Genomic DNA, 18,718 nt, shown 5'->3' with positions numbered 1-18,718 from the left:
AGTCGAAAGCAGAAGCCAATGACTGCTCGAACCGGAATCGACGAAGAGCTCGGGACAGCGCTTTTAATCAACGGGTCCTAGGTTCGAGCCCTAGTGCGTCCACCATTCCTTCCCGCACCGGCTGTCGCCCCACGCCAGTCATTGTGGGGCAAGGCGCACGCGGGTAAAGGCGGCGCACATGACATCGGTGCTCCTCAAGTTTCTGACGCTGGTTGCACTCGTGCTAATGCCATTCGGCATGGGCGGGATGCCGGCAAGCGCGTCCGAGATGCCGGCCAGGCATGCCGCAATGGCGATGGGCCATTGCGACGAACAGCCGGCCGAGCGCGAGGCGCCTTCGTCGTCGCAGATGGACTGCCAGGCGATGTGCGCGGCGATCGCGGTGGCCGGATCGCCAGTGCCGGCACCCGCGCTGAAGCCGTCGCTCCCGCGCAGCGCCGCAATCGCCGTGCCCTTTGCCGGGATCGTGCCCGAAATCGCAACGCCCCCTCCGAGGCGCGGCTGAAACACGATCCCACGTGCATTTCAGCAAATTTCGGAGAATTCAGATGAAGATCATTCTTGGCGCAATCGCGCTGACATTGTCCGTTCCCGCCTTCGCCCAGGCCGCGCCCGCGGCGGATCCCCATGCGGGGCACGCCATGCCGGCGGGCACGGATCATTCGCAGCACCAGCAGGGAAAGCATGACTGCAAGGCATGCTGCGAGACGATGAAGGGCAAGGACGGCAAGATGGCGTGCATGGACAAAGCCGAGGCCAAGCCGGCATCCGCCGACGCCGCCGCCCACCAGGGCCACGCCGGCCATTGATTTGGGGGGCGTCGCCGGGTGGCGGCGCCCTTTCCCACCCATGCAAAATGATTTGCTTCGAGCGCTCGCATAGGGCGTGGAGATCATATGACTGAATTGCTTTCGTTGAACCGCCGCGCCTTCATCGGCGGCGGCGCCGCGCTTGCCGCGGCGGCCGGGCTGCAACCCGCATGGGCCAAGCGTGTCAGCCACGGCGTGGCGACCAAAAGCACGGGCACGCTCAGCGGCACCGATATTCGCCTGACAGTCGCCGAAACCAGTTTCCCGGTGGATGGACGGACCGGACACGCAATCGCCATCAACGGGACGATCCCGGCCCCGCTCATTCGCCTCAGGGAAGGGCAGAAGGTGCGGTTGAGCCACAGCGGGCTGCAGGAGCAAATGGGCCATTACGGGCCGATCGTGATCGATCCCGCCGGGCCCGACCCGGTGCAATATGACCGCGAGCATGTGATCGTCCTGTCCGACTGGACCTTCATGCATCCGCACACGGTCTTCACCCGGCTCAAGCAGGAAGGCGGGTTTTTCAACCGCAACAAGCGCACCTTGAGCAACAAGGGCGCGGACAAGGTGTCGCCCGCCGACGCGGCGATGTTCGCTAAGATGCGCATGGACCCGACCGACATTTCGGACGTGACGGCCGCGACTTACACCTATCTGATCAACGGCCATGGCCCGCGCGAGAATTGGACCGGGCTGTTCCGTCCCGGCGAGCGGGTGCGCCTGCGCCTTATCAATGCGGCGGCGCAGACCATCTTCAACATCCGCATTCCCGGCCTCAAGCTGATGGTAGTCGCCACCGACGGGATCGAGGTTCGCCCCGTCGAGGTCGACGAGCTGCAGATCGGCAATGCCGAGACCTACGATCTCATCGTCGTTCCCGAGGACCGCGCCTACACCTTCGTGGCGGAAGGGATTGACCGGTCGGGCATGGGTGTCGCCACGCTTGCGCCGCGCGCCGGCATGCGCGCCGAGGTGCCGGGCCTGCGCCCGCGGCCGACGCTGACCATGGCCGACATGGGCATGGCCGGGATGGGCATGGGCGGGATGGACCATTCGGCGCATGGCGGCGGCGCGTCCGCCGCGCCGATGGACCATGACATGCGCGATAAATCGAAGGTCGACTTCAAGGTCGGCCCGGGCGTCGACATGATCGCGCCGATGCCGGTCAACCGCAACGACCATCCCGGAATCGGCCTCGACGATGTCGGCCACAGGGTGCTGACCCACAATGACCTGGTTTCATTGAAGCCCAACAGCGACACGCGCGTTCCGACGCGCCGCATCGACATCCACCTGACCGGCAACATGGAGCGTTTCATGTGGTCGATGGACGGCAAGAAACTGAGCGAGAACCCCGAACCCTATCGCTTCGCGCGGAACGAGCGCGTGCGCCTGCGCTTGATCAACGATTCGATGATGACCCACCCGATGCATTTGCACGGCCACTTCTTCGAGATCGTCAACGGCAATCCCGGGCATCAGCCGCTCAAGCATACGGTGCGCGTACTGCCGGGAGCGTTTGTCGACCTCGACCTCACCGCCGATGCGCCGGGCGACTGGGCGTTTCACTGCCACATGCTCTATCACATGCACGCCGGGATGATGCGCGTCGTCACCGTCCGCCCGCTGGAAGGAGGTGCGGCATGAGGATCCTTGTCGCTCTGCTCCTTGCCGGCGCCGCAAGTCCGGCGCTTGCTCAGTCCCCAGCGCCGAGCGGCGCTGCACCGGCCGCGTCACCTGCCACGTGCACGCCCGAACATGCAGCGATGGGCCATTGCAAGATGCCTGCGCCGGTCGCGACACCGCCCGCGCAAAGCTGCACGGCCGAACATGCCGCAATGGGGCATTGCAAAATGCCGGCGCCCGCGGCGGCGTCGCCAACGGTCGCACCGCAATCGACGTGCACGGCGGAGCATGCCGCGATGGGCCATTGCAAGCTGCCCGCCCCTGCCCCGCCACCCGCGGCGCCTGCGCCGCAGCCATCGACCTGCACGCCCGAACATGCGGCGATGGGCCATTGCACCTTGCCCGCGCAGCCGGGGAGCGGCGACCCCCATGCCGGACACAATATGGGCCAGGCCGCGGCAGGGCCGGAGATTCCGATCCTCCCCCCGCCGCCCGCGGCCTCATCGGGTCCGGCACATGCCGCGGACACCGTCTTCGGCGATGCCATGGCGCGCAGCCGCAATATCCTGCGCGAGGAACATGGCGGGATGGCAGCGTCCAAGTTGCTCGTCGATCGTGCCGAGACGCGCATCCGCAATGGGCGCGACGGCTATCTGCTCGACGCGCAAGCCTGGTACGGCGGCGATATCGATAAGCTCTGGCTGAAGAGCGAGGTCGAGGGCGACTGGCGCGCCAAGCCCGAACATATCGAGGTGCAGGCGCTATGGAGCCATGCGATCGACCCGTGGTTCGACCTTCAGGCGGGCGTTCGTTTCGATCCGCAGCCCGGCCCCAACCGCACACATCTGGCGCTCGGCGTCCAGGGGCTTGCGCCTTATTGGTGGGAGGTTGAAGGCACCGCTTTCCTGTCGACCAAGGGCGAGCTGACCGCGCGCGCCGAGGCGGAATATGACCTTCGCATCACGCAGAAACTGATCCTGCAGCCGCGCGCCGAAATCCATCTGTCGGCGCAGGATATTCCCGAGCTTGGGATTGGCGCGGGCGTGTCGGATGCCGAAGTCGGCCTCCGGCTTCGCTACCAGCTGTCGCCGTTGTTCGCGCCTTACGTCGGCGTCAAATATGAGCGCGCGTTCGGCGACACGCGCGTGTTCCGCCGTGCGGAAGGCGAACGCACCGACGGCTTCAGCCTGCTGGCCGGCGTCCGCTTCTGGTTTTGAGGAGTTTGAACATGAGATCTGTATTTTTGCCGCTGACGGTGACAGCCCTGTTGCTATCGTCCTGCGGTGCCCCGAGCGAACCGGCCAACGAGCTTGCGGTGGCTAATGCGGCGAATGCGGTCGTTCCCGAACCGGTGGAGAATGCGGCTGCCCCTGCCCCCGCGACGGAGCCCGCCCCCGCCGCGCCGGCGGAACCGGCACGTCCCGAGCCGGAAGCCGCGAAGCCGGCGCCCAAGGCCGCGGCACCCAAGCCGGCCCCGGCCAAGGCCAAGCCGGCCGCGCCCGCGCCGCCGCCTCCGCCGGCCGCCGCCACGCCGACGTGCACCGCCGAACATCGCGCTCTGGGTCACTGCTGACCCAGGCCGTCAGATGTCCGCGGCCAGGCTGAGTAGCAGGCGGCGCTTGTCGATGAAGCGGAAGCCGGCGTTGGACGACACGTCCCAGCCGTAGGTGTCGAACAGGTTGGTGACCTGCGCGCGGAGCGTCGCGGGGATCGCGCCCGCCTTGAAGCGGTAACGCGCGCCAAAATCGAAGGTCGTGCGCGAATCGGTGCGCAATTGCGCGCCGCCGAGCTCGCCATATTCGAGCGTGCTGGCGATCTTCCCCGCGGTGTGCGTGCTCCCGAGGTCGATCGACAGCGGATCGAAGCCGGGCACGCGATAATCGAAATTGGCGCGCAGTGCGCGCGCGGTGGTGCCCACAGGCTTGGGTCCGATGATGCCGAGGTCCACTGCCTCGCCCGAGACATCGGCGTCGAGCAGCACGCCGCCGGCGACGACGCTCAAGCCCGTAATCGGCTGTCCCGCCAGCGACAGTTCGATGCCGCGATGCCGGACCGTTCCGAGCTCCCGATAGACCTTGTCCTGGTCGAGGTTGAAATAGGGCTTTCGAACGTCGAACAGGCCCGCGACCAGGCTTAGCCGCGGCATGATGGTGTAGCGGAAACCCGCGTCGCGCTGGCTGGTGCGCAGGGCCGGCGGGGCGGAACTGCGGTTGACGGCGTTGGCGGGCGCGGTCCCGCTCTCCTCCAGCCCGCGGGTCGTGCCGGCGTAGGCCACCAGCTTGTCGGTGACGTGGATCGCGGCCGTGCCGTTGTACAGCCACGGCCGATCGCGCGTGACCAGCGGCTCCAGGCCGGGCACGTGTGTCGTCTTCCGATAGTCGGTTTTCTGCAGGCCCAGGCTGAGCTCGGCGACGCCCGGCCAGCGCAATTCGTAGCCGATGCCGGCAGTCACCTGACGGACCTCGTCCCGCGACAGCGGCTTGAAGTCGAACTCGGGCTCGGCCACGTCGTTGTCGATGCCGATCACCGTCGGCCCAAGGTCGCGCACGTCGGCGCCGTTGAACGCCCGCTTCGTGTCGCGCCCGCGCACCGCCAAGTGCAGGGTGTGCCGCCGGTCGCCTTCGGTAAGCCCATAGGACGAGCGCAGCTCGCCGGAGTTCGACTTTTGCGTCTGATCGCGGGTCGCGATGAGCTGTCGCTGGGCCGAACCGTCCGGCTTCGTGTTGCGGTAGAGCTCGGTCAGGTTGGCGCCTTCATTCTTCCAGCGGAACAGCCCGCCGCGGACCTGCCAATCGTCGGTCAGCTGGACCGAGGCGACGCTCCCGAAGAATTGCCGGTCGACCTGGTTCAGCGCCCAGTCGAGGCCGAAAAAGCGGCGATCGATTCTTGGTGGCAGATAGGGCCTGGCGGTGAAAATCTGGCCGATCGTCCGGTCGTCGGCGAAGTTCATTCGCCCATAGAAGGACTTGACCTCGACACCGTCGCTCGGCCGCCACCGCAAGACGCCGCCGCCCTGCAATTGGCGGCCATCCTCCCCGATGAAATTCTCCTCATACCGATAGCTGACCCCCGCCGCGAGGCTGAGGCGGTCACGGACGATCGGGAGCTGGGCATCGAGGTCGACCGCAAAGCCGCGATTGGGCCCGACGTAGACGACCGGGCTGAACACGGCGTCGTTGCCGGAATTGCGCAGCGCATAATCGGCGATCCCGGTCGGCGCCGGAAAGGGATAGCCTTGGGCGGTCAAGCCCACGCGGATGGTCGATCCGCTGACGACGCGGCTGGTAAAGCCGCCATGTTCGGTCACCGAAAGCCCTTCGACGCGGATATTGCCGGCGGTGATCGGGCTGAAGCCGCGAACGTCGGTGGCGCTATACAAGCCGATCTTTTCATTGCCGACGCTGGTGCCGAACGCATCGCTGGCGCTTTCGACAGCATTTTCGCCGGCACGCTGTCCCCAGGCAGGCGCGGCGGAGGCGAGCAGAGCGGCTGCGACACTGATGATGCGAAACATGGCAAGACTTTCAAAAGGGTCTGGCCCTTTTGTCCGCCAACATGTCCGGCAATAAGTGCCACAGGTCGCTTCCAAGACCCGTGACCTTCGGCATATGGCTGCGAGCACAGCCTTCGTGGCAGCTTGCAGCAACGGTGCGGTTGCCGTTCATCAATCCCATGCCACAGGTCGTACGCAACGACCGTGACCTTCGGCATATGGTAACGCACCCTCGAAAGTGGCAATTTTCCGCTATGGCCGTCGCAAACCGACCAATTCTGCATCTCTGGCTGGCGCTGCTTGCGGCGCTGTTCGTGACGACGGCGAGCCATGCCCAGCTGCCGACGCCGGGCAAGAATGCGATCGCCTCGCGCCTCGTCGCGGAAGATGCGGTGGCGGTGCCGGGCGAGACGATCACGCTCGCACTGATGATGCGGCCCGACAAGGGCTGGCATGGCTATTGGAAGAACCCCGGTGACAGCGGCATCGAAACGCAGATCGACTGGACCCTCCCGCCCGGCGTGACCGCCGGGCCGATCCAGTATCCGGTCCCGCATCGGCTCGTGATCGGCGGGCTGATGAACTACGTCTATGAAGGCGATTATGCGCAGCTGATCGACGTCAAGGTGCCCGCCGACATCGCGCCGGGGACCAAGTTGCCGCTCCGCGCGACGGTCGACTATCTCGCCTGCACCAAGGAAGTGTGCGTTCCCGAAACCGCCAAGGTCGCGCTTGACTTGACGGTGGGGCCGCGCCCCGGCCCGATGGCCAATCGCGCGATGTTCGATGGGTTCCGGCAGGCGCTTCCCAAGCCGCTCGGCTCACCGGCGAAATTCGCGATGGCCGGCAATCGCTTCCGTCTGGCTGTGCCCGTCCCCGCCGGCCTCGCCGTCGACGACCCTTATTTCTACCCGCTGACCGATGGGGCGCTCGCCTATGCGGCGACGCAGACCTTCTCGCGCGCCGGCGACATGCTGATCATCGAGACCGACGCAGGCGCCGCCGGGGCAACGCTGGGTGCAGTCGAAGGCGTGCTCAAGGTCGGCGACGGAATCGGCCTTTCGCTGAACGCGGTGCCGGGCGCCGTCCCCCCGGCCGGCGAACCGCTCACCGCAGCGAGCGGCGCATCGGCGAGCGTCGATTCCTCCGCCATCCTTTTCGCGCTTCTCGGCGCTTTAGTCGGCGGCTTGCTGCTTAACATCATGCCCTGCGTCTTCCCGATCCTCAGCCTGAAAGCGATCAGCCTGGCCAAGGCGGGCGGCGACGAACGCTCAGCGAAGCGCGAAGCCCTCGCTTATACCGCCGGCGCGGTGCTTATCTGCCTGGCGCTGGGCGCGGCGCTGCTTGCGATCCGCGCGGGCGGCGCGTCCGCGGGCTGGGCGTTCCAGCTGCAGGATCCGCGGGTGATCCTGGTACTTCTTCTCCTCATTACCGCGGTGGCGCTCAACCTCGCCGGCCTGTTCGAGCTTCCCGCGCTGACGGGCGGCGGGCGGCTTGCGGCGAAGGGCGGGACGAGCGGTGCATTCTGGACGGGCGCGCTGGCGGCGTTCGTCGCGACACCGTGCACCGGCCCGTTCATGGGCGCGGCGCTGGGCGCGGCGCTGGTCCTGCCGACGCCGGCGGCGCTGGCGGTCTTCGCCGGCCTCGGCCTCGGCCTGGCTTTGCCCTTCCTGCTACTCGGCTTCGTACCCGCGCTGCGGCGGAAATTGCCCAAGCCCGGCGCGTGGATGAACCGGTTCCGCCGGATCATGTCGGTGCCGATGTTCCTGACCGCGCTTGCGTTGGCGTGGATCCTCGGCCGGCAGGCGGGGGTCGATGCCATGTCACTCGGGCTTGCCGCGGCCGTGCTACTCGCGCTCGCCTTGTGGTGGGTCGGGCGGCGGCAAGGGCGACGCGGCGCGTGGCTGCCGCTTGCGCCCGCGATCGCCGCAGCGGCGGCGGCGCTATTCCTCCTTCCCGTCGCGGCAGCGCAGCCTGCCACTGCGGCGAGCCAGAGCGACGCGCTCAAGTCCGAGCCGTTTACCGAAGCCCGCCTTGCCGCCCTTCAGCAGGAGGGGCGCCCGGTGTTCGCCTATTTCACCGCCGACTGGTGCGTGACGTGCAAGGTCAATGAAAAGACCGCGATCGAGCGCGACCAGGTGATCAAGGCGTTCGCGGACAAGAATGTTGCGGTGCTGGTCGGCGACTGGACCCGGGGCGACGCGGCGATCGGCCGCTTCCTCGAAAAGCACGGACGCTCGGGCGTGCCGCTCTACCTCTACTATCGTCCGGGGCAGCCGGTCGAAGTGCTGCCTCAGGTGCTGACGACATCGCAGCTGGTCTCGCTGGTCAGTTGACCATGAATCCCGGGAAAACACACATGACAGAAAGGACCGTCAGATGAAGTCGATGCTCACTGCCTTTACCGCCTTGGCCATGATCGCCGTTCCCGCTTCGGCGGCACCTGTAGTCGGCAAGCCCGCGCCGAATTTCACCGCCGCCGATGTCAACGGCAAGCCGGTGCGGCTTTCCTCGTTCCGCGGCAAGACCGTCGTGCTCGAGTGGAACAACCCTGAATGCCCCTTCGTCAAAAAGCATTACGGCAGCGGCAACATGCAGAAGACGCAGGCCGCCGCGACGCGTGACGGGGTCGTGTGGCTGTCGATCAACTCGGGCGCGCCGGGCAAGCAGGGCCACGTCAACGGCGCACAGGCCAAGGCGCATCTGGCGAGCGCGGGCGCGAAGCCGACCGCCTATTTGCTCGACCCGCGCGGCGTGGTTGGCAAGCTGTACGATGCCAAGACGACGCCGCACCTGTTCATTATCAACAAGGCCGGCACGTTGGTTTATGCCGGCGGGATCGACGACAAGCCGACCCCGCGCCCGGCCGATGTCGCGGGCGCGCGCAACCACGTCCTTGCCGCCCTGTCCGAAATCAAGGCGGGCAAGGCCGTGTCCGTGGCCAGCAGCCGCCCCTATGGTTGCGCGGTCAAATATTCGGATAGCTGATCGGCCGGACGGCCGAAGGTCGCGGGGGAACCCATGACCTTCGGCCTATGGTCTTGTTCGCACCACTATGACAGCATCGGATCATGACCAATAAACTCGAACAGCGGCATCACTGGACGTTCTGCGTCGCAGCGCTTGGCCTTTGGCTTTCGTATGGCTGGCCGGTGTGGAAAGAGTTTTCCGCCGGAGGGACGATCCGCGATGTCACGGTGTCGCCCTACTTCTTCATCCCCTTCGCGGTGATGGGGCTGGCGGTGCTGGCCGCCATGACGATGAAGCTGCGCACGAACGTGCACTGGGCGCTATTGTCCGTCCAGCTTGCCGCCGTCGTCGCGATGACGGTAATCGTGCCCTGGGCGGGGATTTCGTCGTTTCTGGTCGTGATCGCGTGGCAGGTCGGGATGCTGACCACGCCGGGCAAGGCGCTAAGCTGGATCGCCTTCCAGAACCTGGCGATCATCGGCACGCTGGCGCAATCGCTCAACCCGGACTTGTGCTGGGTGCTGACCAAGTCCGGCGCGCTGCAACTTTTGTTCGTCTTCACCGCGCAGGCCTTGCGCCGCGAAGCCGAAGCATCGCGCGAGCTGACGCAGGCCAATCGCGAACTCAAGGCGGCGCAGGCGATCATCGCCAACAATGTGCGCGATGCCGAGCGGCTTCGCATTTCGCGCGAGCTCCACGACGCTTGGGGGCACGAGCTGACCGCGCTCGGCCTCCAGCTCGAAATCGCCAGCAACGTCGCCGAACCGGAACGCGCCAACGACCATGTGCTTCAGGCGAAAGGCCTTGCACGAACCCTGCTTGGCAAGGTGCGTGACGTTGTCGCGACCCTGCGCGAAGCCGAGCGCTGCGATCTCAAGACTTCGCTCGACGCGCTGGCCAAGACCGTGCCGACGCCAACGATCCATGTTGCGATCGCGGCCGGCGTCCAAGTCGATCCTGAACAGGCGCACGCGCTGATCCGCTGCGCGCAAGAGGCAGTCACGAATGCCGTCCGTCATGCCCAAGCCGAGAATCTTTGGCTGCAAGTGACGTCGGACGGAGATGGCGTGCGGCTGGTTGCGCGCAATGATGGGCAGGTCCGTCCCAAGACGACCGCGCCTGGATCCGGCCTGCTCGGCATGCGCGAACGGCTCGAAGGCCTGGGCGGCAAGCTCGCCGTCCGGCCGGGGCCCGACGTCGGCTTCACCATCGATGCCTGGCTGCCGAAACGCACCCCGCAACTCGCATGATCCGAGTCGTCCTCGTCGATGACCAGATGCTGGTCCGCCAGGGCGTGCGCGGCCTGCTGGAGCTCGTCCCCGATATCGAAGTGATCGGCGAAGCGAGCGATGGGGAACAAGCGGTCAGGACCGTGCCCGAGTTGAAGCCCGACGTCCTTCTCCTCGACATCCGAATGCCGCGCATGAGCGGGATCGAGGTGTTGGACGCGCTACGTGAGCGGGACGCCCTGCCCCCGACTTTGGTGCTGACCACGTTCGACGATGGCGATGCGGTCATCGCCGCGATCAAGGCCGGTGCCAAAGGCGTCATGCTGAAGGATGTGTCGCTGGACGATCTGGCGCAGGCGATCCGGGCGCTGGCGAGCAACAAGACCGCGTACCAGCCGGCGATGACCGAAAGCCTGATGTCCGCGATTCGCCGCAAGCCGGCCGAGCCGGACGAGCATCAAATGACGGAATCTCTTACCGTGCGCGAGCGCGAAGTGCTCCACCTGATCTGCGCCGGCTACAGCAACAAGGAAATCGCCGACCTGCTCGCACTCGCCGAAGGAACGGTGAAAAACCACGTCTCCAATGTTCTGCTCAAGCTCGATGCCCGCGACCGCACTCGCGCCGCCCTCAAGGCGATCCAGCAGGGCCACCTGAACTAGGCGACGCGCGCCTCGGACAGGCCGAACTGCTCCAGCGAATAATGATGGCCGTGGTGCGACGATGCCGTCGCCACCGCCGCCATCCGGCGGATCGCGCCGCGCGGCTGGGGATAGCCGAGGAAATCGTAGATGCGCGCGATCTCCGACCGCCAATTCCGGCTGACGTCGCCGTAGTCGACGTGGAGGATCGGGACATGCGGATGACGCGCGAGGGAGGCCTTTGCAGCGCTTTCGCGGAGGCGGGAGCGGCGGAGCCATTCCTGGCCGATCGCCGCGCGGTCCGCCGCGTTCGACTGGACCCGCCGTTGATTCCACACCAGCGACGCGGTCGAGGCGACGACCTCCGCCGGATCGCGCCGGACGTAGAGGATGCGGGCATCGGGAAAGGTGCTCAGCACGGTATCGAGGTCAGCCATGAACTGCGGCGCCTTGAGCAACTGAACCCGTTCGACCGGGTCTTTCCTCCGCCAGCGAAGCGTCTGCAGGACGCGGCGGAATTCCGCATACACCCAAGACCGGTCGGCCTGCTCGCAAAAGCGCGCGAAATTCGGGACATGCCATTGCGCTTCGAACATCGCGCCGTGCAGCGACACTGCATGCAGGCCGAACTCCTCCTCCGCGGCGCGTGGGCTGCTGGGATGGATGCGCCGCAATTCCGGGTTGCAGGCCGACAGCAGCGCCTGCACCCCGATCGCCCGCGCGATTGCGCGACGTGGCGACCGGGCCATCGGGCTGAGCGTTTCGTGCAAGCGGGTGTGGGCGAAGCGGCGGTCGGCACTGAGCAGGCGGTGAAGCCGCGTCGTCCCCGACCGCATATGGCCGAGGATGATGACCGGCGCGCGGATGTCGACCTCCCCGATCTCCGGCCGTTCCCGCCATAACCGCTCCGCCGCGATACGCTGTCGGAGGAGGCCGACCAATTGCCCGTGGGCAATCGTTCGCCCAAGCGCGTTCAAATCGGCGTGCCGTTCCAGATCCGCCGTCAGCAACGCAAGGCGCGCTTCCCAAGCGCCGTCCTGAAGCTCACCCCGCTCGCGCGCCGTGGCAGTTCGGATCAGCGCCGTTTTGTCGAGTGCAGGGCGAGACAGCGCGCCAGCCCGCCACGCCGCCTCGAGCGCGCGGCTAAGGAACGCGGGCGCTGCTAGCCGATGCTGAGGATCGTCGCGCATTGGCGGCTCAACGACGGTCCCTCGCCAGGGTTTCCCGTCCAGCGCGCACCGCCATAAGTTCTAAAGCAGGTATTGCATGTGCACTGCCGTGCGGGTGAAGGCGGGGGCGAGTTCAATGCTCACTGCATCAAATTTGGGCGCACCGAAGCGGATTTTCGGATTGCGCGAGAATCCGAAGCCTTCGCGCGGAATACCGACGGCGGTGTCCAGGCGATGGTTGGTGTTTTCGTCGTGAAACAGGGTCACGGCGTATCGGCCGGGCGCGACGCCGGTGAACCGCAATTCGCGCGTCGTCGCAGGGGCGCTTTGCCGAATGGCGCGAGGGTCCTTGCGACAATCGGGAAAATAGGCGGGGTTCTGCGTGATGCAGACATGGATCTGCCCTCGCATATTGCGAAGGCCCGAGATATCGACCTCTACCGTGGCCGTCCCGGGACTGGCCGCGATGAGAAACAGGGCGAAAGCAGGAGCAGCAAGGCGGAACATCGAGTGTCGACTTATCAGTGTCATGCCGGTTTCGCCAAGCGCCGTCGGATCAAGCCTTCGTGAGCCGGATCGTCATTGCCGGCGGAGGACTGGCAGGCGGGCTGGCGGCGCTTGCGCTGGCACGGCGCCGGCCCGAGGTCGAGCTGCTGGTCATCGACCAGGGCGCGGATTTCGGCGGCAACCACACTTGGTCCTTCTTCGATACCGACATTCCGCCGGATACGCGATGGGTGCTCGACGGCATCGATGCGGTGCGCTGGACCGACCACGAAATCCGCTTCCCCCGCCGCCGCCGAACCATCCCGATCGGCTACAACAGCATTCGCTCGGCCGCGCTTGATGCTGCGCTCAAAGGGAGCCTCCGGCCCGCGCAGTATCGACTGGGCACGGAGATCGCCGGCTTCGGCCCGACGGAGGTACAGCTTGCGAATGGCGAGACGATCGCCGCCGACGCCGTGATCGACGCGCGTGGGCCGGGGCCGATGCCTGGCCAGCAGCTCGGCTGGCAGAAGTTCGTCGGGCGGCTGTATCGCTTCCCGACGCCCCACAAGGTGGCGCGGCCAATCATCATGGACGCCACCGTGCCGCAGCACGATGGCTACCGCTTCGTCTATTATCTGCCGATGAGCGCCACGCAGGTGCTGATCGAGGACACCTACTATTCGGCCGGCGCGGCGCTCGACCGGGACGCGCTTCGCCAACGGCTCGAACAGGCGGCAGCGGCGCTCGGCGCCGGCGAACCAGCCGTCGAGGATGAGGAGCATGGTGTGTTGCCGGTGGTGATGGGCGGCGACTTCGACGCTTTGTGGCCGAACAGCGACCCCATTCCCCGTCTCGGCCTGCGCGGCGGCTTCTTCCACCCGACCACTAGCTATTCGCTGCCCGATGCGGCGGCCAACGCCGCGTGGCTTGCGGCGCAGACCGATTATTCCGCTGCCGCCCTTACCACTGGCCTGCGCGCGCGTGGTGCCAAGATGTGGCGCGAGCGCGGCTTTTATCGACTGCTCAACCGCATGCTGTTCCGCGCCGCCGAACCCGATCAAAGCTATCGCGTGCTCGAACATTTCTATCGGCTGCCGCCGGGACCCATCGCGCGCTTCTATGCAGGCCGTTTGACGGCCTTCGACAAACTGCGCGTCCTCACCGGAAAGCCGCCGGTCCCCATCGGCCGGGCCTTGTCCGCAATCTTCCGGGAGGCCGCATGACCAAGACGGCGGCAATCATCGGGTCGGGCTTCGGCGGCCTTGCGCTGGCCATCCGGCTGCAATCGGCGGGCATCCAGACCACGGTCATCGAAGCGCGCGACAAGCCCGGCGGGCGCGCCTATTTCTGGGATGAGGGCGGCCACATCTTCGATGCCGGCCCGACGGTCATCACCGATCCTGCTTGCCTCCGCGAATTGTGGACGCTCAGCGGGCACGACATGGCGGCGGATGTCGAGCTATTGCCGGTCAGCCCCTTCTACCGTCTGTCATGGCCCGACGGGACGGTATTCGATTATCTCGACGACGACGCCAAGCTGGCCGAGCAGATCCGCGCGCTCGATCCCCGCGATGTCGAGGGTTACCGGCGCTTTCTCGCTTATTCGGCCGGCGTGTTCGAAGAAGGCTACGTCAAGCTCGGCGCCGTCCCATTCCTCGACTTCAAGTCGATGCTCCGCGCGGCGCCCCAGCTGATGCGCTACCAGGCTTGGCGATCGGTCTATTCGGTCGTGTCGAGCTTCGTGCACAATGAGAAGCTGCGCCAGGCATTGTCATTCCACACGCTGCTGGTCGGCGGCAATCCGATGACGACGAGCGCGATTTATGCGCTGATCCACAAGCTTGAACGCGACGGCGGCGTGTGGTTCGCGCGCGGCGGCACCAATCGGCTGATCGCCGGGATGGTCACGCATTTCGAACGGCTCGGCGGCACCCTCTACCTGAACGAGCCGGTCAAAGAGATTCTTACCGATGGCGACCGGGTAACGCGGGTCGTGACGCCTTTTGGCTTGTCGAAACCGTTCGATGCGATCATCTCCAATGGCGACGTGCTGCGCACTTATGCGATGCTCGGCCACGCATCGGCAAAAAGGTCGCAGGCGCGGCTGCGGCGCAAGCGTTTTTCGCCATCGTTGTTCGTGGTGCACTTCTCGACCGAGGGCACCTTCCCCGACATCCCGCACCACAACATCCTGTTCGGGCCGCGCTATGCCGAGCTGGTCAATGAGATTTACAAGGGCGAGACGCTGGCGGAGGATCCGTCGCTCTACGTCCACCACCCGACCGTCACCGATCCGGGGATGGCGCCGCCGGGGCGATCGACCTTTTACGCGCTCGCGCCCGTGCCGCACCTCGGCAAGGGCACGATCGACTGGGCGAAGGAGGGCCCGCGTTATGCCGAGCGCGTGCTCGACATCATCGAGGAGCGGCTGATCCCGGGACTGCGACAGAATATCGGACCTCATTTTCACTTCGGGCCGGCGGATTTCGAGACCGAGTTGCGCTCGCATCTGGGGTCGGCGTTCAGCCTGGAGCCGATCCTGACGCAAAGCGCTTATTTCCGGGTTCACAATCGCGACGAGAAAGTGCGCAACCTCTATTTCGTCGGCGCGGGCACGCACCCGGGCGCGGGCATTCCGGGCGTGGTGGGCAGCGCCAAGGCGACGGCGGGGCTGGTCATTGCGGATCTGGCGCAGTGACCCGCGCGGAGATCGTGGCCGGCGCTCGCGAGGCGATCCACAACGGCTCCAAGTCGTTCCGCGCCGCCAGCCGACTGTTCGACCCGGTGACTCGCGAGCGGTCGTGGCTGCTTTATTCCTGGTGCCGCCACTGCGACGACGTCGCCGACGGGCAGACGCTGGGCTTTGGCGGCGGGACGCGCGGCGATGTCGCGACATTGCGCGCCAAGACCCGGCTGGCGATGGCGGACGAAGCGCCCGACGAGCTGCCGTTTCTCGCCCTCGAACAATTGTTGCGCGAGCGCCCGATCCCGGCACGCTTCATCGAAGATCACCTGGAAGGCTTTGCGCTCGACGAAAGCGGCTGGCGCCCACGCGACGAAGCGGCGCTGGCGCAGTATTGTTACCACGTCGCGGGCACGGTGGGCTGCATGATGGCAATCGTCATGGGCGTGCCGGCCGACGACGACGTCACGCTGGAGCGCGCCGCCGACCTCGGCATCGCCTTCCAACTGTCGAACATCCTGCGCGATATCCGAGACGACCATGACAATGGCCGCTGCTATCTGCCGGCCGACTGGCTAGCCGACGCGGAGGTGACGCCGGAGCGGTTGTTCGATCCCGAGAACGGCACCGCGTTGCAGTCAATCGTTGCGCGTCTGGTTGCCGCGGTCGAAACCTACGAAGCCAGCGCCCGGCGCGGGATCGATCAGCTGCCGTTCCGATCGCGCGTTGCGGTGCTGACGGCGCTGCGCATCTATGGTGCGATCGGTCGGCGGGTGGCGGCGCTGGGGCCGGCGGCGTGGGACCGGCGCGTCAGCGTCGGCAAGCTGCGCAAGCTCGCTTATGTCGCGCCGAGCCTGGCCGAAGCTACGTTCGGCGGGGCAGCGGGACGGTAGCGAAGTCGCCCAATCCGCGATCGGTGCCGCACAGCCGGTCCCAGAAGCGAAAATAAAGGCCGAAATTGCACAAATACTTCTCGTGGTGGCGCTGGTGGTGACTGGCGGTAATCAGCCACTGTCCCGCGCGGCCATTGACCAGCCAGCGCGGAAACATCTCCCACCCCATGTGATTGGTGACGCCCATCACGGTCATCACCGTCAGCACGAAGAGCAGAGCGCCGTAGTGGATGGGGATCAGCAGTACGAGCGCTGGAATGAGCACCGCGCCCGTCACCGATTCCCACGGATGGAAGCTCATCGCGGTCCAGGCCGTCGGGTTGCGGCTGGCGTGATGAACGGCGTGCATCCTTTTGTAGATCGCCGGCCGGTGCATCCAGCGGTGGGTCCAGTAGAACCAGGTGTCGTGAAGGAAGAGGTAGATCGCCACCGACGCCGGCAGCCACCACAATGGATAATCGGCGACATCGGAATAAATCCGCGTCCAGCCATGCGTCTTCCAGCCCCAGGCGAGCAGGCCGGCCGGCGCGCCGTAGATGATCGCGCTGGCCAGCGACCAGGCGACCTCCTTGCGGATTTGGGGCGAGCGGCCGGCGTAAAGGCCGGGCGAACGTCGGCTTGTCAGCCAGGCGAAGCCGCCGCTGGTGACAAGATAGCGCACGGCAACGATCGCCGTCATCGCCACGACCGACAGAATGATCCCCGCCCCCATAAGCTAGCGCCGCGGCGCGCGAATCCGCGCCTGCTCGCTTTCGGCCAGCTGGCGCTTGAGCACCTCGGGCGGCGGCGCCCAGAGGAAACCGAAGCTGACCGATCCATGCTTGTTTTCGGTCGCGTGATGGAGCCGGTGCGCCTGGACAATCCGCTTCATGTACGGCGAGCGCGGGACGTAGCGGTGCGACAGCCGCTGATGGACGATGACGTCGTGGAACCCGAAGTAAATCGCGCCATAGGCGGCGATGCCGGCCCCGACCCATGTCGCCCAATCCCCCCAGTCGAGCTGGACGCCGCCGTACAGCAGAGCGATCGAAGGGACGGCGAAGATGACGGCATAGAGGTCATTGGCCTCGAACATGCCCTCGCGATGGCGATGATGACTGCGGTGGAGGAACCAGCCGGGGCCGTGCATGACCCAGCGATGAGTGACGTTAGCAACAACCTCCATCAGGAGAATTGTTCCCAAAAACAACAGGATACCGGCGGCAACGCTCATGATATGGGCCTTATACTCCATTGCTGCGTCAACCCAAGGAATTTAGCGCCCGCGCAGGCCATGACTAATGGCACTTGGTCCGTAGTGAATTCAGTGACTTAGGCACATGGCTGTGCCCGCTTTTAGGGCGTTCGTCGATTGACGGGGGGCCGTTTGTCGAAGGGTCGCGAGGGCTTGTCTTCAGTTTTTCACACTCGGGTTGCAAACGGATATCAATTCCTGAAAGGCGCGTGGGCGCCACTAGCTAATCGGAGCCAGATGATTTTGCAGGACGAGCGCCGCACTCCCAAGCGCCGCCCTTTCCGAAACTTGCTTGCAGTCGCCTCGGCGGCTGTCCTTCTCGCATCCTGCGGCGGCGGGGAGGAGGCCGAAGCCGGCGGTCCGGGCGGGCGCGGCGGTCCGCGCGGCCCGACGCAGGTCGGCTTCGTGGTCGTCAAGCCCGGCAGTGCGGCGATCCAGCAGTCGCTCCCCGGCCGCGTTGCCGCCTACCAGGTGTCCGAAGTGCGACCCCAGGTTTCGGGCGTGATTCTGCGCCGCCTGTTCCGCGAAGGCTCATTTGTGCGGCAGGGCCAGACGCTCTATCAGATCGACCCTAGCGTCTATAATGCCCAGGCCGCGCAGGCGCAGGCCGCGCTGCAAAGCTCCCGCGCTACTGCGGAAGCGGCGCGGACGCGCGCCTCGCGCTATCGCCCGCTGGCGGAGATGGAGGCGATCTCCAAGCAGGAATATACCGATGCGCTGGCGCAGGCGCGCCAGGCCGACGCCGCCGTCGCACAAAGCGCCGCGGCACTGCGGTCGGCGCAGATCGACCAGCGTTTCACGCGCGTTCCCGCTCCGATCAGCGGGCGCATCAGCCTGTCCAACTTTACCGAGGGCGCATTGGTCACCGCCAACCAGGCCGATGCGCTGGCGACGATCGCCCGACTCGACCCCGTGTTCGTCGACATCCAGCAATCGGCTGCCGACCTGCTTAACCTGCGCCAGGCCCTGGCGCGGGGCGGCACGGCGCCGACCACCGCGCAGGTGCGGCTCAAGCTGCCCGACGGATCCTATTACGGCTATTCGGGCACGGTCGAGTTCAGCCAGGTGCTGGTCAACCAGGAAACGGGCACTGTGACCTTGCGCGCGCGCTTCGCCAATCCGCAGTCGCTGCTGCTGCCCGGCATGTTCGTGACGGCGGAGTTCGCGCAGGCGGTCAACACTGCGGCCTTCCTGGTCCCGCAGCAGGCGGTGACGCGCGATCCCAGGGGCAATGCGACGCTGTTCGTCGTCGGGCCCGGCAACCGGGCGGTGCAGCGCGTGGTCGTCGCCGACCGCACGCAAGGCACCAACTGGGTCGTGACCCAGGGCTTGGCGCCTGGCGAACGGGTCATTACGCAAGGGTTGAACAATCTACGCGACGGCGCGGAAATCCGCCCTGTCCCGGCGAGCGCGCCGCAGCGGCTGCGTCCGCCCGGTGTCGGCGCCGCGGGCGCAAACGCCAACCGAACAGGCCGCTAG

At 66.3% G+C, this 18,718-nt stretch carries 18 protein-coding genes; 13 read left to right on the top strand and 5 right to left on the bottom strand.

Features of this window, described 5'->3' with window-relative positions; translation table 11 throughout:
• The first annotated feature begins 178 nt into the window (after positions 1 to 178).
• The 5 genes from H9L13_RS06725 to H9L13_RS06705 all read left to right on the top strand — a co-directional run bounded on the left by H9L13_RS06725 (position 179) and on the right by H9L13_RS06705 (position 4,011).
• Positions 179 to 505 carry a hypothetical protein gene (locus H9L13_RS06725; protein WP_187537018.1) on the top strand — a complete coding sequence of 109 codons (327 nt, stop codon included), beginning with the start codon at positions 179 to 181 and terminating at the stop codon, positions 503 to 505.
• Between the two features lie 43 nt (positions 506 to 548).
• Complete coding sequence (locus tag H9L13_RS06720; protein WP_187537017.1) at positions 549 to 809, top strand: hypothetical protein; 261 nt, start codon at positions 549 to 551, stop codon at positions 807 to 809.
• A gap of 87 nt (positions 810 to 896) precedes the next feature.
• Positions 897 to 2,459 carry a copper resistance system multicopper oxidase gene (locus H9L13_RS06715; RefSeq protein WP_187537016.1) on the top strand — a complete coding sequence of 521 codons (1,563 nt, stop codon included), beginning with the start codon at positions 897 to 899 and terminating at the stop codon, positions 2,457 to 2,459.
• A complete protein-coding gene (locus H9L13_RS06710) occupies positions 2,456 to 3,655 on the top strand; it encodes a copper resistance protein B (RefSeq protein ID WP_187537015.1) in 1,200 nt (399 codons plus the stop codon). Before H9L13_RS06715 ends, H9L13_RS06710 begins: the two co-directional genes overlap by 4 nt.
• An 11-nt stretch (positions 3,656 to 3,666) precedes the next feature.
• The gene (locus tag H9L13_RS06705; RefSeq protein ID WP_187537014.1) at positions 3,667 to 4,011 is read left to right on the top strand and encodes a hypothetical protein; all 345 of its coding nucleotides are present in this window, start codon (positions 3,667 to 3,669) and stop codon (positions 4,009 to 4,011) included.
• A 9-nt stretch (positions 4,012 to 4,020) separates the two neighbouring features.
• Here the strand turns inward: H9L13_RS06705 and H9L13_RS06700 are convergent, their stop codons facing one another.
• Positions 4,021 to 5,952 carry a TonB-dependent receptor gene (locus tag H9L13_RS06700; protein WP_187537013.1) on the bottom strand — a complete coding sequence of 644 codons (1,932 nt, stop codon included), beginning with the start codon at positions 5,950 to 5,952 and terminating at the stop codon, positions 4,021 to 4,023.
• A 233-nt stretch (positions 5,953 to 6,185) separates the two neighbouring features.
• On the opposite strand from H9L13_RS06700, the gene H9L13_RS06695 reads away from it, so the two are divergent.
• The 4 genes from H9L13_RS06695 (at position 6,186) to H9L13_RS06680 (ending at position 10,792) form a co-directional block, all read left to right on the top strand.
• On the top strand, positions 6,186 to 8,267 hold the full coding sequence (locus H9L13_RS06695) for a protein-disulfide reductase DsbD family protein (protein ID WP_187537012.1): 2,082 nt from the start codon (positions 6,186 to 6,188) through the stop codon (positions 8,265 to 8,267).
• 43 nt (positions 8,268 to 8,310) lie between these two features.
• Positions 8,311 to 8,919 (top strand): redoxin domain-containing protein, encoded by a 609-nt coding sequence (locus tag H9L13_RS06690; protein WP_187537011.1) that lies wholly within the window; start codon positions 8,311 to 8,313, stop codon positions 8,917 to 8,919.
• A gap of 83 nt (positions 8,920 to 9,002) precedes the next feature.
• Positions 9,003 to 10,151, top strand: coding sequence for a sensor histidine kinase (locus H9L13_RS06685; RefSeq protein WP_187537010.1), 1,149 nt, complete (start codon positions 9,003 to 9,005; stop codon positions 10,149 to 10,151).
• Positions 10,148 to 10,792, top strand: a complete 645-nt coding sequence (locus H9L13_RS06680; RefSeq protein WP_187537009.1) for a response regulator — start codon at positions 10,148 to 10,150, stop codon at positions 10,790 to 10,792. The genes H9L13_RS06685 and H9L13_RS06680 overlap by 4 nt, the downstream gene beginning before the upstream one ends.
• Here the strand turns inward: H9L13_RS06680 and H9L13_RS06675 are convergent.
• Positions 10,789 to 11,961, bottom strand: coding sequence for a sulfotransferase family protein (locus H9L13_RS06675; protein ID WP_187537008.1), 1,173 nt, complete (start codon positions 11,959 to 11,961; stop codon positions 10,789 to 10,791). The two genes, H9L13_RS06680 and H9L13_RS06675, sit on opposite strands and share 4 nt — an antisense overlap.
• 60 nt (positions 11,962 to 12,021) lie before the next feature.
• Positions 12,022 to 12,447, bottom strand: a complete 426-nt coding sequence (locus H9L13_RS06670) for a DUF2141 domain-containing protein (protein WP_187537007.1) — start codon at positions 12,445 to 12,447, stop codon at positions 12,022 to 12,024.
• A 59-nt stretch (positions 12,448 to 12,506) separates the two neighbouring features.
• Here H9L13_RS06670 and crtY point away from each other — a divergent pair, with 59 nt between their 5' ends.
• Genes crtY through H9L13_RS06655 form a run of 3 tightly spaced genes read left to right on the top strand, consistent with a single transcriptional unit; the run spans position 12,507 to position 16,005 of the window.
• Entirely contained in the window at positions 12,507 to 13,652 is a 1,146-nt protein-coding gene (gene crtY / locus H9L13_RS06665) for a lycopene beta-cyclase CrtY (RefSeq protein WP_223176434.1), read from the top strand.
• Positions 13,649 to 15,127 carry a phytoene desaturase gene (locus H9L13_RS06660; RefSeq protein ID WP_187537005.1) on the top strand — a complete coding sequence of 493 codons (1,479 nt, stop codon included), beginning with the start codon at positions 13,649 to 13,651 and terminating at the stop codon, positions 15,125 to 15,127. Before crtY ends, H9L13_RS06660 begins: the two co-directional genes overlap by 4 nt.
• Positions 15,124 to 16,005: a phytoene/squalene synthase family protein gene (locus H9L13_RS06655; protein ID WP_187537004.1), complete on the top strand. Its 882-nt coding sequence runs from the start codon at positions 15,124 to 15,126 to the stop codon at positions 16,003 to 16,005. Before H9L13_RS06660 ends, H9L13_RS06655 begins: the two co-directional genes overlap by 4 nt.
• Here the strand turns inward: H9L13_RS06655 and H9L13_RS06650 are convergent.
• Entirely contained in the window at positions 15,977 to 16,717 is a 741-nt protein-coding gene (locus tag H9L13_RS06650; RefSeq protein ID WP_187537003.1) for a sterol desaturase family protein, read from the bottom strand. The genes H9L13_RS06655 and H9L13_RS06650 overlap by 29 nt on opposite strands.
• A 3-nt stretch (positions 16,718 to 16,720) precedes the next feature.
• Positions 16,721 to 17,218 carry a sterol desaturase family protein gene (locus H9L13_RS06645; protein ID WP_187537002.1) on the bottom strand — a complete coding sequence of 166 codons (498 nt, stop codon included), beginning with the start codon at positions 17,216 to 17,218 and terminating at the stop codon, positions 16,721 to 16,723.
• 258 nt (positions 17,219 to 17,476) lie between these two features.
• On the opposite strand from H9L13_RS06645, the gene H9L13_RS06640 reads away from it, so the two are divergent.
• On the top strand, positions 17,477 to 18,718 hold the full coding sequence (locus H9L13_RS06640) for an efflux RND transporter periplasmic adaptor subunit (RefSeq protein ID WP_187537001.1): 1,242 nt from the start codon (positions 17,477 to 17,479) through the stop codon (positions 18,716 to 18,718).

Source organism: Sphingomonas lutea, assembly GCF_014396785.1.
In the GTDB taxonomy this organism is placed as follows: Bacteria; Pseudomonadota; Alphaproteobacteria; order Sphingomonadales; family Sphingomonadaceae; genus Sphingomicrobium; species Sphingomicrobium luteum.
This window is presented reverse-complemented; position numbering and strand designations above follow the sequence as displayed.